A 1,220-nucleotide genomic window follows, 5' to 3' on the forward strand; every position below is an offset into this window, starting at 1 on the left:
TGATAGTCGTCTTCAATCCGGATGATGTCGTCTTCCCCGAGATAGCTTCCCGTCTGGACCTCGATCAGCTCCAGCATGATTTTACCGGGGTTCTCCATCCGGTGCACCGCGCCCATCGGGATATAGATCGACTCGTTCTCGTGCACGCTTTTGACGGTCTCGTTGACGGTGACGCGGGCGGTGCCGCGGACCACGATCCAGTGCTCGGCGCGATGATGGTGCTTCTGCAGCGACAGCCGTCCGCCCGGCTTCACCACGATGCGCTTGACCTGGTGGCGCTCGCCATTGTCGACCGACTGGTAGCTGCCCCAGGGCCGATGCACCTTGAGGTGCTCCTCGGTGACTTTCGGTGCGACCGCCTTGAGTTTTGTGACCAGCCGCTTCAGCCCGTTGGCATCCTTCTGGCGCGAGACCAGCACCGCATCGGCAGTCGCAACCACGATGAGATCGTCGACGCCTTCGAGCGCGACCAGCGCGGCATCGGTGGTGACGTTGCAATTGCGGCTATCTTCGAACACGGCGGCGCCATGCGAAGCATTGCCTTGGGCGTCCTTGTCCGACAATTCCCACACCGCGTGCCAGGAGCCGACGTCGGACCAGCCGCACGACACCGGCACGACCGCCGCGCGCGCGGTCTTTTCCATCACCGCATAGTCGATCGAAATCGCCTTGGCGGCGCCGAACGCCTCGGGCTCCAGCGTCACGAAGCCGAGATCGCGGCCGGCATTGGTCACGGCATTGGAGATCGCCTCCACGCTCGCCGCATCGACCTTGCGGTATTCGTCGAGCAGGACGGCGGCCGGGAACATGAAGTTGCCGCTGTTCCAGAGATAGCCCGAATTGACGTAGTCGGCCGCCTTCACCGCATCCGGCTTCTCGACGAAGCGCGCGACCGCGTGTACCTCGCCGGAGATGACCTCGCCCGGACTGATATAGCCGTATTCGGTCGCCGGCCGCTCCGGCTTGACGCCGAAGGTGACGATGCGCCCGGCGCTCGCGGCGGTGAGGCCCTGGCGGCACGCCGCGACGAACGCGGCATTGTCCTGCACCACGTGGTCGGCGGCGAGCGCGAGCACAATGGCTTCACTGGCGCGGTTCTGCGCGAACACCGCGCCGGCGGCGATCGCCGGGCCGGAATCGCGCCGCATCGGCTCGAGGATCACGTCGGCCTCGATGCCGATCTCGGCGAGCTGCTCCAGCACCATGAAGCGGTAGGAGGC

1 protein-coding gene is annotated in these 1,220 nt (G+C 65.6%); it reads right to left on the bottom strand.

What is annotated here, in order from left to right; all coding sequences use genetic code 11:
- The coding region (locus tag AC0L3A_RS40630; protein ID WP_473256570.1) for a mannose-1-phosphate guanylyltransferase/mannose-6-phosphate isomerase at positions 1-1,220 on the bottom strand (1,220 nt) is incomplete at both ends.

Source organism: Bradyrhizobium sp. MI1.3 (genome assembly GCF_055811695.1).